5 protein-coding genes and 1 pseudogene are annotated in these 13027 nt (G+C 56.6%); 3 read left to right on the forward strand and 3 right to left on the reverse strand.

Features of this window, described 5'->3' with window-relative positions; translation table 11 throughout:
- The first annotated feature begins 53 nt into the window (after positions 1-53).
- Positions 54-1976 (forward strand): phosphomethylpyrimidine synthase ThiC, encoded by a 1923-nt coding sequence (gene thiC / locus C1N60_RS18560; protein WP_262256575.1) that lies wholly within the window; start codon positions 54-56, stop codon positions 1974-1976.
- Positions 1976-2623 (forward strand): thiamine phosphate synthase, encoded by a 648-nt coding sequence (gene thiE, locus C1N60_RS18565; RefSeq protein WP_211727511.1) that lies wholly within the window; start codon positions 1976-1978, stop codon positions 2621-2623. The genes thiC and thiE overlap by 1 nt, the downstream gene beginning before the upstream one ends.
- Before the next feature lie 162 nt (positions 2624-2785).
- On the opposite strand, the pseudogene C1N60_RS18570 reads toward thiE, so the two are convergent.
- Positions 2786-4240 (reverse strand): annotated as a pseudogene (locus C1N60_RS18570) (PLP-dependent aminotransferase family protein).
- A 175-nt stretch (positions 4241-4415) separates the two neighbouring features.
- Here C1N60_RS18570 and C1N60_RS18575 point away from each other — a divergent pair.
- A complete protein-coding gene (locus C1N60_RS18575) occupies positions 4416-4601 on the forward strand; it encodes a DUF1127 domain-containing protein (protein WP_058769981.1) in 186 nt (61 codons plus the stop codon).
- A 66-nt stretch (positions 4602-4667) separates the two neighbouring features.
- Here the strand turns inward: C1N60_RS18575 and rpoC are convergent, their stop codons facing one another.
- Positions 4668-8891: a DNA-directed RNA polymerase subunit beta' gene (gene rpoC, locus C1N60_RS18580; RefSeq protein WP_021508204.1), complete on the reverse strand. Its 4224-nt coding sequence runs from the start codon at positions 8889-8891 to the stop codon at positions 4668-4670.
- A gap of 72 nt (positions 8892-8963) precedes the next feature.
- Positions 8964-12992, reverse strand: a complete 4029-nt coding sequence (rpoB, locus tag C1N60_RS18585; protein ID WP_021508205.1) for a DNA-directed RNA polymerase subunit beta — start codon at positions 12990-12992, stop codon at positions 8964-8966.
- Positions 12993-13027: the final 35 nt, after the last annotated feature.

Genomic DNA, 13027 nt, shown 5'->3' on the forward strand with positions numbered 1-13027 from the left:
ACTCCTTCCGGACTCCGGACAAGCAGCTTCCCCTTGTTTTCAGGAAACTTGCTATGTCTGATGCTAAAACCTCACGTCGTGAACAACGCGCGCAGGCGCAAAAATTTATCGATTCGCTCCAGGGAACCGCCTTCCCTAACTCCAAACGTATCTGGATCAGCGGCAGCCGCGCGGATATCCGCGTCCCGATGCGCGAAATTCAGCTCAGCCCGACGCACACCGGCGGCAGCAAAGATCATCCGCAATACGCAGAAAATGAACCGATACCGGTGTATGACACTGCCGGTGCCTATGGCGATCCCCACGCGACCATTAATGTGCATCAGGGTCTGGCAAAATTACGCGCCGGCTGGATTGCCGAACGCAACGACAGCGAAACCATCAGCGCACTCAGCTCAAGCTACAGTCAGCAGCGGCTGGCAGATGACGGGCTGGATCATCTGCGTTTTGAACACCTGCCGCTGCCGCGCCGTGCCAAAGCGGGTCGCCGCGTCACGCAGCTGCATTATGCGCGTCAGGGCATCATCACGCCGGAGATGGAGTTTATCGCGCTGCGCGAAAACATGGGACGTGAGCGTATCCGCAGTGCAACGCTGTTGCAGCAGCACGCCGGCCACGGCTTTGGTGCGCAGCTGCCAGAGAATATCAGCGCCGAATTCGTACGCGCCGAAGTGGCCAGCGGCCGCGCCATCATTCCTGCCAACATCAATCACCCCGAATCGGAGCCGATGATCATCGGCCGCAATTTTCTGGTGAAGGTCAACGCCAACATCGGCAACTCGGCGGTAAGTTCGTCGATTGAAGAGGAAGTGGAAAAACTGGTGTGGGCCACGCGCTGGGGGGCAGATACCGTGATGGATCTGTCGACCGGCCGCTATATCCATGAAACGCGCGAGTGGATTTTGCGCAACAGTCCGGTGCCGATCGGCACGGTGCCAATCTATCAGGCGCTGGAAAAGGTCAACGGTATTGCAGAAGATCTTAACTGGGACATTTTCCGCGATACCCTGCTGGAACAGGCTGAGCAGGGCGTTGATTACTTCACCATTCACGCGGGCGTGCTGCTGCGCTATGTGCCGATGACCGCACAACGGCTGACCGGCATCGTGTCGCGCGGCGGCTCCATCATGGCGAAGTGGTGCCTGTCACATCATCAGGAAAACTTCCTCTACCAGCATTTCCGCGAAATCTGTGAAATCTGCGCCGCCTATGATGTCGCGCTGTCGCTCGGTGATGGTTTACGTCCCGGCTCGATTCAGGACGCCAACGACGAAGCCCAGTTTGCCGAACTGCGTACCTTAGGCGAGCTGACGCAAATCGCCTGGCAATATGATGTGCAGGTCATGATTGAAGGCCCCGGTCACGTGCCGATGCAGATGATCCGCCGCAATATGACCGAGCAGCTGGAACACTGCCATGAAGCGCCGTTTTATACGCTGGGCCCGCTGACGACCGATATCGCGCCGGGCTACGATCATTTCACCTCCGGGATTGGCGCCGCCATGATCGGCTGGTTTGGCTGCGCGATGCTGTGCTACGTCACGCCGAAAGAGCACCTTGGCCTGCCGAATAAAGAGGATGTTAAGCAGGGGCTGATTACCTACAAGATCGCCGCGCACGCTGCCGATCTGGCTAAAGGCCATCCCGGCGCGCAGATCCGCGACAACGCCATGTCGAAAGCTCGCTTTGAGTTCCGCTGGGAAGATCAGTTTAATCTGGCGCTCGACCCGCATACCGCGCGGGCCTATCACGACGAAACTCTGCCGCAGGAATCCGGCAAAGTGGCCCACTTCTGTTCCATGTGCGGCCCCAAATTCTGTTCAATGAAAATCACCCAGGAAGTGCGCGAATTTGCCGCCCGCCAGCAGGCGGAAGCCCAGCCGATAGCGCTGGGCATGGCGCAAATGTCCGATGCCTTCCGTAGCCGTGGCGGCGAGCTGTATCACGCCGCCGATGCCCTGAAAGAGGAAAAATGATGACTGAAGCCTTCCCTGCCACCGCGCCAAAACTGGGGCTCTATCCGGTTGTCGACAGCGTGTTGTGGATTGAACGCCTGCTGGCAGCCGGCGTGCGCACCCTCCAGCTGCGCATCAAAGATGGCGATGATCGCCAGATTGAAGCCGCAGTTCGCGATGCCATCGCCCTGGGCAAACAGTACGGCGCGCGGCTGTTTATCAACGATTACTGGCGCTTAGCGATTAAGTACAACGCCTATGGTGTGCATCTTGGTCAGGAGGACCTGGATGTGGCCGACCTGGATGCTATCCGCCACGCCGGCTTACGCCTGGGTCTGTCGACACACGATGACGCCGAGCTGGATCGCGCGCTGGCGCTGCGTCCGTCCTATATTGCGCTCGGGCACATCTTTCCGACACAAACCAAAGAGATGCCCTCTGCGCCACAGGGCATTGCCGAGCTGAAGCGCCATCTGGCGCGGCTGCAGCACATTCCCACCGTAGCGATTGGCGGCATTTCGCTGGCACGCGTGCCGGAGGTGCTGGCGACTGGCGTCGGCAGCATTGCCGTGGTCAGCGCGATTACCCAGGCGGAAGACTGGCAGGCGGCCACCCACCAGCTGCTGGCGCTGGTGGAATCCCCAGAGCATGTCGCAAAAGGGTTGTAACTGACTGCAACGGCGCTAAAAATCCGCGAATACGGTGCGCAAACGGCAGCAGTCAGGGCTGGCGCGACCGGGGACAAGCGCTAAAGTGAGCCTGCCCGCTGTCGCTTGCAGCGGGCCAGGGCTGGCTTCCCCGACTCTCTGTCCGGCCCTGCCTTTCCACCGTTATTCTGTCAGGGAGGTGATATGGCGCGTTTCCGCACTGCAGGCCTGCATGGCACGCTCCACGGCTGCGCCGAGGCTGGCAATCGCCTGCTCGGTTTGCTCATTCATTGGCAGACCATAATTGAGGCGCAGGCAGTTGCGATATTTACCCGCCGCCGAAAACAGCGAACCGACCGCCACCTGGATTTTCAGCTCCCGCAGCTCCGCATTCAGCCGCACCGCATCGAAGGCTTCCGGCAGCTCAATCCACATCAGGAAACTGCCCTGCGGCCGCGAGACGCAAATGCCGCAGGGAAAATAGTGGCGCACCCAGCAGCTGAACGTCTCATAGTTACGCTGATACACCTGACGCATGCGGCGCAAATGCGGCAGGTAATGGCCCTGACGAATAAACTCCGCGACCGCATACTGCGGCTGCGTTGCCGTCGAACCGGTGCCAATATATTTCATGTGCAGTACGCGATCGCGATAGCGTCCCGGCGCGACCCAGCCCACGCGCAAGCCGGGCGCCAGGGTTTTGGAAAACGAACTGCACAGCAGCACGCGGCCATCCATATCCAGCGATTTGATGGTGATCGGACGCGGATACTCCCACGCCAGCTCGCCGTAAACATCATCTTCAATGATCGCCGCGTCAAAGCGCTGCGCCAGCGTCAGCAGCGCGCGCTTACGCGTTTCCGGCATGATAAATCCGAGCGGATTATTGCAGTTGGGTACCACCACTACCGCTTTGATTGGCCACTGCTCAAACGCCAGCTCCAGCGCCTCAAGACTGATCCCGCTGACCGCATCGGTAGGGATTTCAATGGCGCGAATGCCCAGACCGCGCAGTGTCTGCATGGTGCCGTGAAACGCCGGCGACTCGACGGCAATGATATCGCCTGGCTCGCACACGGCGCGAATCGACACCGACAGTGCTTCATGGCAACCGGTGGTGATGACAATTTCTTCCGCCGTCAGCTGACAGCCGCTGTCAATTGTCAGCCGCGCAATCTGCTCGCGCAGCGCTGCCACGCCGAGCAGGCTGTCATAGTTGAGCTGATCAATGTCCTGCTTCTGCGCCATGCGGCCCATGATTTTCCACAGCGGCTTGAGCGTCGGCTGGGTCAGGTCCGGCATGCCGCTGCCCAGCTGCAGCACGTCGCCATTAATGCGGCTGCTCAGCAACTCCAGCACCGATTCCCACTGGGTGATCTCAACCGGACGCTGTACGGGTCGGGTCATTGCGGGAACCGGCGGCGTGGCTTTACGGGTAGCGACAAAATAGCCGGAACGCGGCTGCGGCACGATAAGCTGCTTCTCTTCCAGCAGATGATAAGCCTGCTACACGGTGCTGATGCTGACGCCGTGCTCGATGCTGAGCGTACGCACCGAGGGCAAGCGTTCGCCGCTGCGATACAGCCCCTGCTCGATACGGTCTGAAAGCAGACAGGCCAGATGTTGATAGCGCGTCATTGTGTGCCTCGCTGCGTTAACGGTGATCAAAAATCAGTACAGATGACGCCTATTTCTACCATTCAGATCTGTACGGGCGCAATCTGTATGTTAAAGATAAGTGATTTTTGAATCTGTATTGAATTCGCCATCAGAGGGAAAATGTCGTTCAGACATCATACTGAGGGCTGGGATTATGGAATTCGATCAGAACCGGGCGGCAAAACCGTTCAGCGTGACCTTACTCGATATCTTCCGTGGCGGCGTGCGCGCAATCAAACGCTGGCAGGCCAGACGGGAAACGCGGGAGATTCTTTCGCACCTGAGTGATGCGCAGCTGCGTGACATCGGGCTGACGCGTCAGGATATCAATCAGAAATAACGCGGATTTGAGACGAAAAAAAACCCTGCCGAGGCAGGGTTTTTTCATGGTCAGCAGAGCAGACGATTATTCGTCGTCGCTACCGCCCAGACCGGCGTTCAGCAGCTCAGCGAGGCTGGCAGAGGCTTCATCCGCAGTCACCTGCGGTGCAACCGGTGCTTCACCCGCCTGACGGCGACGCATACGATCCTGGTGGTAAGCATAACCGGTACCGGCCGGGATCAGACGACCCACGATAACGTTCTCTTTCAGGCCGCGCAGTTCGTCGCGCTTGCCTGCTACCGCTGCTTCGGTCAGGACACGGGTGGTCTCCTGGAACGATGCCGCAGAGATGAACGATTCGGTTGCCAGCGAGGCTTTGGTGATACCCAGCAGGTCACGCATGTACGTCGCGCCGATTTTGCCGTTCGCTTCCAGATCGCGGTTGGAGATCTTGATACGAGAGACTTCCGCCTGCTCGCCTTCCAGGAACTCCGAGCTACCCGCGTTCATGATGGTTGCTTTACGCAGCATCTGACGCACGATGACTTCGATGTGCTTATCGTTAATCTTAACGCCCTGCAGGCGGTAAACTTCCTGCACTTCGTTGGTGATGTAACGGGTCACAGCATGGACGCCACGCAGACGCAGGATGTCGTGCGGAGACTCTGGGCCGTCGGAAACGACGTCACCACGTTCTACACGTTCACCTTCGAATACGTTGAGCTGACGCCATTTCGGAATCATCTCTTCATACGGATCGCTACCGTCAACCGGCGTGATCACCAGACGACGCTTGCCTTTGGTCTCTTTACCGAAGGAGATGATACCGCTGATCTCCGCCAGGATAGCTGGCTCTTTCGGACGACGCGCTTCGAACAGGTCGGCAACGCGTGGCAGACCACCGGTGATGTCCTTGGTACCGCCAGATTCCTGCGGAACACGCGCCAGGGTATCACCCGAGCTGATCTTCACGCCATCTTCCAGCTGCACAATCGCTTTACCTGGCAGGAAGTACTGTGCCGGCATGTCGGTGCCCGGGATCAGTACGTCGTTGCCGTTGGCATCAACGATTTTCAGTGCCGGACGCAGGTCTTTACCACCCGCAGTTCGCTCTGCAGAATCCAGTACCACCAGCGATGACAGACCGGTGAGGTCGTCAGTCTGACGGGTAATGGTCTGACCGTCGATCATGTCGGTGAAGCGGATGAAACCGCCCACTTCGGTGATAACCGGCATGGTGTGTGGATCCCAGTTTGCAACGGTTTCGCCCGCGGCAACCTGCTCGCCATCACCTTTCGCCATGACCGCACCGTAAGGCACTTTATAGCTCTCTTTGGTACGACCGAACTCGTCGATCATCTTCAGCTCAACGTTACGCGAGACGATAACCAGTTTCCCGGAGGAGTTGGTTACTGACTTGGCGTTGGTCAGCTTGATAGTACCTTTGTTCTTCACCTGAATGCTGGATTCAGCTGCCGCACGCGATGCCGCACCACCGATGTGGAAGGTACGCATGGTCAGCTGGGTACCCGGCTCACCGATGGACTGTGCTGCGATAACGCCGATGGCCTCACCTTTGTTGATGATATGACCACGTGCCAGATCGCGACCGTAGCAGTGTGCACACACACCGAAGTCGGTTTCACAGCTCACCACGGAACGCACTTTAATCGCGTCCACGGAGTTCAGTTCAACCACGTCACACCAGTGCTCATCGATCAGGGTGTTACGCGGGATCAGGATGTCCGCAGTGCCCGGCTTCAGCACGTCTTCTGCCGTCACACGACCCAGTACACGCTCACGCAGCGGCTCTTTAACGTCGCCACCTTCAATGACCGGGGTCATCATGATGCCTTCGAATGTGCCACAGTCGTCTTCGGTGACCACCAGGTCCTGCGCCACGTCAACCAGACGACGGGTCAGGTAACCGGAGTTCGCCGTTTTCAGTGCGGTATCGGCCAGACCTTTACGCGCACCGTGGGTCGAGATGAAGTACTGGAGTACGTTCAGACCTTCACGGAAGTTCGCGGTGATCGGCGTCTCGATGATGGAGCCATCTGGCTTCGCCATCAGACCACGCATACCTGCCAGCTGACGAATCTGTGCCGCAGAACCACGCGCACCGGAGTCGGCCATCATGTAGATGCTGTTGAACGAAACCTGCTGCTCTTCTTCGCCGTGACGGTTGATCACGGTTTCGGTCTGCAGGTTATCCATCATCGCTTTGGATACGCGTTCGTTAGCCGCAGCCCAGATATCGATGACTTTGTTGTAACGTTCGCCCGCGGTAACCAGACCAGACTGGAACTGCTCCTGGATCTCGGCCACTTCCGCTTCGGCTTCTGCAATGATTTCTGCTTTCTTGGCAGGAATCACCATGTCGTCGATACCGACTGAGGCACCTGAACGGGCTGCATAGGCAAAGCCGGTGTACATGGTCTGGTCAGCAAAGATAACGGTCGGCTTCAGGCCCAGGATGCGGTAACAGGTGTTCAGCATCTTAGAAATCGCTTTCTTACCCAGCGCCTGGTTGACGATGGAGTAAGGCAGACCTTTCGGTACGATCATCCACAGGATCGCACGACCAATGGTGGTGTCGATCAGGCTGGTTTTCGCAACGAGCTCTTCCTGCTCATTTTTGCTGTATTCAGTGATACGCACTTTAACGCGTGCATGCAGCTCGGCCTGGCCAGCGCGGTAAACACGCTCAGCTTCTTTCGGGCCGGTCAGTACCATGCCTTCGCCTTTGGCGTTCACTTTGTCACGGGTCATGTAGTACAGACCCAGAACAACGTCCTGTGAAGGAACGATGATTGGCTCGCCGTTCGCTGGAGACAGAATGTTGTTGGTAGACATCATCAGCGCACGCGCTTCCAGCTGGGCTTCCAGCGTCAGCGGTACGTGAACAGCCATCTGGTCACCATCGAAGTCGGCGTTATACGCCGCACACACCAGCGGGTGCAGCTGGATCGCTTTACCTTCGATCAGAACCGGTTCAAACGCCTGGATACCCAGACGGTGCAGGGTTGGTGCACGGTTCAGCAGTACCGGGTGTTCGCGAATCACTTCATCCAGGATATCCCAGACCACCGCTTCTTCGCGCTCAACCATTTTCTTGGCCGCTTTAATGGTGGTCGCGAGGCCACGCAGTTCCAGCTTGCCGTAGATGAACGGTTTGAACAGTTCCAGTGCCATTTTCTTCGGCAGACCGCACTGATGCAGACGCAGGTATGGACCGACGGTGATAACCGAACGACCGGAGTAGTCAACACGTTTACCCAGCAGGTTCTGACGGAAACGACCCTGCTTACCTTTGATCATGTCGGCCAAAGATTTCAGAGGACGTTTGTTAGAGCCGGTGATGGCACGACCGCGACGGCCGTTATCCAGCAGGGCATCTACCGCTTCCTGCAGCATACGTTTTTCGTTACGTACGATGATATCTGGCGCAGCCAGATCCAGCAGACGCTTCAGACGGTTGTTACGGTTGATCACGCGACGATACAGATCGTTCAGATCCGACGTAGCGAAACGACCGCCGTCCAGCGGTACCAGCGGACGCAGATCTGGCGGCAGCACCGGCAGAACGGTCAGGATCATCCACTCTGGCTTGTTGCCAGACTGCACGAACGCTTCCAGCAGCTTGATACGCTTGGTCAGCTTTTTACGTTTGGTCTCAGAGTTGGTTTCGTTCAGCTCTTCACGCAGCTGCTCGCACTCCTGCTCCAGATCCATATTTTTCAGCAGCGCCTGGATAGCTTCCGCACCCATCTTCGCGTCGAATTCGTCACCGAACTCTTCCAGCGCGTCAAGGTACTGCTCTTCAGTCAGAATCTGACGTTTTTCCAGGTTGGTCATGCCGCCTTCGACCACAACATAAGATTCGAAGTACAGCACGCGCTCGATATCACGCAGCGGCATATCCAGCAGCAAACCGATGCGGGATGGCAGTGATTTCAGGAACCAGATGTGCGCGGTCGGCGAAGCCAGCTCGATGTGGCCCATACGCTCACGACGCACTTTGGTCTGCGTGACTTCAACGCCACACTTCTCACAGATCACGCCACGGTGTTTCAGACGCTTGTACTTACCGCACAGGCATTCGTAATCTTTTACCGGTCCGAAAATACGGGCACAGAAAAGACCGTCACGCTCCGGCTTGAAGGTACGGTAGTTAATGGTTTCCGGCTTTTTAACTTCACCGAAAGACCAGGAACGGATCATGTCTGGCGAGGCCAGCGCAATTTTGATCGCATCAAACTCTTCGGTTTTAGTTTGCGCTTTCAGAAACTTAAGTAAGTCTTTCACGGATTAGCTCCCGTCGGAGTGGAACTCTCAGGGACGCGCCAGGCGCGTCCCATAACCAGTACTTGCGAGTGCTTACTCGTCTTCCAGCTCGATGTTGATACCCAGCGAGCGAATCTCTTTCAACAGTACGTTGAAGGATTCCGGCATGCCCGGTTCCATCTGATGGTTGCCGTCAACGATGTTTTTATACATCTTGGTACGGCCGTTGACGTCATCAGACTTAACGGTAAGCATTTCCTGCAGGGTATACGCGGCACCGTATGCTTCCAGTGCCCACACTTCCATCTCACCGAAGCGCTGACCACCGAACTGCGCCTTACCACCCAGCGGCTGCTGCGTAACCAGGCTGTAAGAGCCGGTAGAACGGGCGTGCATCTTGTCGTCGACCAGGTGGTTCAGTTTCAGCATATACATGTAACCTACGGTTACCTGACGCTCAAACTGCTCACCGGTACGGCCGTCGAACAGGGTGATCTGACCGGAAGAAGGCAGACCGCCGAGCTGCAGCAGCTCTTTGATTTCGCTCTCTTTCGCACCGTCGAACACTGGCGTCGCGATTGGCATACCTTTTTTCAGGTTCTCTGCCAGACGCAGCACTTCGTCGTCCGAGAAGGTGTTCAGGTCAACTTTCTGACGCACATCGGTGCCCAGATCGTAAGCACGCTGGATAAACTCACGCAGTTTGGCGACTTCTTCCTGCTTCTTCAGCATCGCATTGATCTTCTCACCAATGCCTTTCGCCGCCATACCCAGGTGGGTTTCCAGAATCTGACCGATGTTCATACGCGATGGTACGCCCAGCGGGTTCAGTACGATGTCGACCGGCGTACCGTTCTCATCGTATGGCATGTCTTCGATTGGGTTGATCTTGGAGATAACACCTTTGTTACCGTGACGACCCGCCATTTTGTCACCAGGCTGAATCTGACGCTTAACGGCCAGATACACCTTGACGATTTTCAGCACGCCCGGTGCCAGATCGTCGCCCTGGGTGATCTTGCGACGCTTCGCTTCGAGTTTCTTCTCAAACTCGTGCTTCAGCTCGTCGTACTGCTCAGCCAGCTGCTCCAGCGCGTTCTGCTTCTCTTCGTCGGTCAGACCGAGTTCCAGCCAGCGCTCACGTGGCAGCTTGTCCAGTTTCTCCGCTTCCACGCCACCTGAAATCAGGACGGCCTGGATACGGCTGAACAGGCCCGCTTCGAGGATCTGCAGTTCTTCAGACAGGTCTTTTTTCGCCTGCTTCAGCTGCATCTCTTCGATTTCCAGCGCGCGCTTGTCTTTTTCCACGCCATCGCGGGTGAAGACCTGTACGTCGATAACCGTACCGGAAACGCCGTTCGGCACGCGCAGTGACGAGTCTTTCACGTCAGAGGCTTTTTCACCGAAGATCGCACGCAGCAGTTTCTCTTCTGGCGTCAGCTGGGTTTCACCTTTCGGCGTGACCTTGCCTACCAGAATGTCGCCACCGGTCACTTCCGCACCGATATACACGATGCCGGATTCATCCAGTTTGGAGAGCGCAGCTTCACCCACGTTCGGGATGTCAGCGGTGATCTCTTCCGGCCCCAGTTTGGTGTCACGTGACACGCAAGCCAGTTCCTGAATGTGGATAGTGGTGAAACGGTCTTCCTGTACTACACGCTCAGAAACGAGGATGGAGTCTTCGAAGTTGTAACCGTTCCATGGCATGAACGCCACGCGCATGTTCTGACCCAGCGCCAGCTCACCGAGGTCGGTAGACGGGCCGTCAGCCAGCACGTCGCCACGCTCGATAGGTTCACCCAGAGAAACACACGGCATCTGGTTGATGCAGGTGTTCTGGTTAGAACGGGTGTACTTGGTCAGGTTGTAGATGTCGATACCTGCTTCGCCCGGATACATCTCGTCTTCGTTAACTTTGATAACGATACGTGACGCATCGACGTACTGCACGGTACCACCACGTTTCGCGACAGCAGTTACACCGGAGTCGACTGCAACAGCACGTTCCATACCGGTACCAACCAGCGGCTTGTCAGCACGCAGGGTAGGTACAGCCTGACGTTGCATGTTCGCACCCATCAGGGCGCGGTTAGCATCATCGTGCTCCAGGAACGGGATCAGTGACGCACCGACAGAAACCACCTGTTGGGTGGAAACGTCCATGTAGTCAACCTGATCGCGGCTGAACAGGCTCGATTCACCTTTGCTACGGCACGTGACGAGATCGTCAACAAAGCTGCCGTCATCGGCGAGGTTGGTGTTCGCCTGAGCGATAACGTAGTTACCCTCTTCGATAGCAGAGAGGTAATGAATTTCATCACTCACTTTACCGTCAACCACGCGGCGGTACGGCGTTTCGAGGAAGCCGTATTCGTTAGTCTGCGCGTAAACAGAGAGTGAGTTGATCAGACCGATGTTCGGACCTTCCGGGGTTTCGATTGGACATACGCGACCGTAGTGAGTCGGGTGTACGTCACGCACTTCGAAGCCGGCGCGTTCACGGGTCAGACCGCCTGGGCCCAGAGCAGAGATACGACGTTTGTGCGTAATCTCAGACAGCGGGTTGTTCTGGTCCATAAACTGGGACAGCTGGCTGGAACCAAAGAACTCTTTCACCGCGGCCGAAATTGGCTTGGCGTTGATCATGTCCTGTGGCATCAGCGTGTCGAGGTCGCCCAGAGACAGACGCTCTTTCACAGCGCGCTCTACGCGCACCAGGCCAACGCGGAACTGGTTTTCCGCCATTTCGCCGACAGAACGGATACGACGGTTGCCGAGGTGGTCGATATCATCCACTTCGCCAATACCGTTACGGATACCGATGAGCTTCTTCATCACTTCGATGATGTCGTCTTTGCTCAGGATACCGGAACCTTCGATCTCGTCACGCAGCAGAGAACGGTTGAACTTCATGCGGCCAACGGCCGACAGATCGTAACGATCTTCAGAGAAGAACAGGTTCTCGAACAGGTTTTCTGCGGCTTCACGCGTTGGCGGCTCGCCAGGACGCATCATGCGGTAGATCTCAACCAGCGCGCTCAGGCGATCGTTGGTTGGGTCAACGCGCAGCGTCTCAGAAATGTACGGGCCGTGATCCAGGTCGTTGGTGAACAGGGTTTCGATGCGCTTGTGACCGGACTGGCTCAGTTTCGCCAGCAGATCCAGTGACAGCTCCATGTTCGCCGGCACGATCAGCTCACCGGTGTTCAGATCGATGTAATCTTTTGCGACCACTTTGCCCGCGATGTACTCGACCGGCACTTCGATGTGCTGAATGTTGTCTTTTTCCAGCTGACGGATGTGGCGCGCAGTAATGCGACGACCTTTCTCAACGTAGACCGTGCCGTTGGCTTCGATATCGAAGGAGGCGGTTTCACCACGCAGGCGCTCAGGCACCAGTTCCATCTGCAGCTTGTTGTCGCGGATTTCAAACACCACTTTTTCGAAGAACAGATCGAGAATCTGCTCAGTGGTGTAATCCAGCGCGCGCAGGATGATACTGGCCGGCAGCTTACGACGACGGTCAATACGGACGAACAGGTTGTCTTTCGGGTCAAACTCGAAGTCGAGCCATGAACCGCGGTAAGGGATGATACGTGCGTTATACAGCACTTTACCGGAAGAGTGCGTTTTACCCTTATCGCTGTCAAAGAATACGCCAGGACTACGATGCAGCTGAGAAACGATAACACGCTCAGTACCGTTGATAACAAAGGTACCGTTGTCGGTCATGAGCGGAATTTCGCCCATGTACACTTCTTGTTCTTTGATGTCTTTTACGGTGCCTTCCGGCGCTTCGCGCTCGTAGATCACCAGACGCAGTTTAACGCGCAGCGGTGCGGAGTACGTCACGCCACGGATCTGACATTCTGTCACGTCAAACACCGGCTCACCCAGACGGTAGCTGACATACTGCAACTCAGAGTTGCCGCTGTAGCTCGCGATTGGGAACACGGAACGGAAGGCTGCTTCCAGACCGTACTGGCCTTCTGGATCTTGCTCGATAAACTTCTGGAACGAGTCAAGCTGGATAGAAAGGAGATAAGGCACATCCAGTACTTGTGGACGTTTACCAAAATCCTTACGAATACGTTTTTTCTCGGTATAGGAGTAAACCATAGGGTTCCTCAGCTAGCTGACAAGTCGACCCACGC

It is taken from the genome of Pantoea sp. SGAir0184 (genome assembly GCF_043544755.1).